The 2,035-nt window shown below is 66.9% G+C and carries 1 protein-coding gene; it reads right to left on the bottom strand.

Features of this window, described 5'->3' with window-relative positions:
* On the bottom strand, positions 1-2,035 hold a 2,035-nt coding region (locus tag BT125_RS28250), incomplete at both ends, for a condensation domain-containing protein (RefSeq protein ID WP_256573857.1).

A 2,035-nucleotide genomic window follows, 5' to 3' on the forward strand; every position in this document is an offset into this window, starting at 1 on the left:
ACCAGCGCCGGGGCGTTGGGGCTCAGGGCGGCTTGTTGGCTCAGGGCGGTATGCAGGTCGGTCGGGCCGTTGTAATGACGCTCGGTGGCGTTCCAGCGGTCCAGTTGCAGTTGGTCCTGCTGTTGCGGGAACAGTTCGACCAGGGTGCGCTCAGGGGTTGCCACCAGGGCGTCGAGGAGCGCGCACCACTGCGCGCTCCAGCGTTGCATCGTCGCTTCGTCGTACAACGCCGATTGGTATTCCAGGGCCAGCGTCATGTCGCTGCCCTCGTCCTGGACCTCCCAGCTCTGTTCAAACTTGGCGTCGATCACCGGCAGCATTTGCTCTTCGACGTTCAGCCCCGGCCATTGGCTGCTGTCGACGCGGCCATAGTTGAGGGAGAACAGTACCTGGAACAGCGGCGTGCGGTTCAAGTCGCGGTTCTGCGCGATGGCACCGACCAGGGTGGCGAAAGGCAGGTCGGCATGGGCCTGGGCCGCGCGCAGGTCGGCTTCGAGGCTGGCGAGCAATTGCTCGGCCGGGGCCCGTTGGTCGACGTCGCTGCGGATCACCAGGGTGTTGACCAGGCAGGCCAGCAACGTCTGGGTTTGAGCGTGGTCACGTTGGTCCGCCGGGGTGCCGAGGCGAATTTCCCGCTGGCCGCTGTAGCGGGCCAGCAGTGCGCTCAGGGCCGTGGCCAGCACCACGTAGGTGGTCGTGCCGCGCTGACGGGCGAACTGTCGGATGGCTTCGGCACGCTGGGTGCCGAGGCGGACGCTCAATTGCCGGGCGCGACGATCGGCTTCGGCACCGCGCGGATGATCGATGGGCAGGTCGAGCTGGTAGTCGTCCTGGCCCAAGTGGTTTTTCCAGTAGTCCAGGCTGGTATTGCGCTGGGCCTGGGTGTCCGGGTGCTGTTGCCACAGGGCGAAATCGACGTAGTCGATCTCCAGCGGCGTCCACGCGGGCGACTGCCCGTTGAGGCCGGCGGCGTAGGCCTGGGTCAGTTCGTCGATGAGCAACTGCATGGCCCAACCGTCGGTGGCGCTGTGGTGCAGGCACACCAGCAACAGGTTTTCGTCGCTGCCCTGGCGTTGCAGCAGGTGCGCGCGCCAAGGCGCGGCGGCGGCCAGGTCGAACGGTGTCATCAGTTCGTCCTGGGCGTTGGCACAGGCCGCAGTCCAGTTCTGGGTTGCAGCGCGAGTGACCGCGAGCGCCGGCCCGTGGTCGTCTATCAGCAGTTGCGGCTCGCCGTCGACTTCGACAATCCGGCTGCGCAGCACCAGGTGGCGCTGGCTGACCTGCTCAAAGGCCTCGCGCAAGACCTGGACCTGCAGCTCGCCGCGCAAGGTCAGGGCGAACGGCATGTGGTATTCGCGGGACTCCGGCACCAGACGGCTGAGCATCCAGAACCGGCGTTGGGCCAGGCCCAGGGGCAGTTGCGCCGGGCGCGGTTGTACGCGGATCGATTCACCGGGCAAGGCCGCCCGCAGATGCGCGGCCAAGGCCGCGACCGTCGGTTGGGCGAACACCAGCGGCAAGGGCAGAGATACCCCCAGGCGCTCACGGACTCGGCTGACCAGACGGGTGGCCAGCAAGGAGTGGCCGCCGAGTTGGAAGAAGTGGTCCTCGATACCGACGACTGAACAGCCCAGCACCTCGCTGAACAGTTCGCAGAGCACGGTTTCAGTGGCATTGCGCGGCGCGGTGCGCGGCTGGTCGCTTTGGCTGTGTGGCAGCGGCGCGGCGGCCAGAGTCTTGCGGTCGAGCTTGCCGTTGCTGTTGAGCGGCAAGCGGTCGAGCTGCACGAAAACGCTTGGTTGCATGTGCACGGGCAGGCTGTCGCTCAAGTCGGCACGCAGGGTCGCCTCATCGGCGTCACCGCACCAGAAACTCACCAGGCGCTGATCCAGCAACAAGGTGGCGGCGTCGCGAACACCGGCCTGGGCCAGCAGCGCCGCGTCGATTTCCCCCAGCTCGATGCGCTGGCCACGCAACTTCACCTGATGATCGAGACGCCCCAGGTACTCGATGTTGCCATCGGCCAGGAAGCGGC

It is taken from the genome of Pseudomonas sp. NFACC04-2 (assembly GCF_900119265.1).
Classification (GTDB): Bacteria; Pseudomonadota; Gammaproteobacteria; order Pseudomonadales; family Pseudomonadaceae; genus Aquipseudomonas; species Aquipseudomonas fluorescens_AA.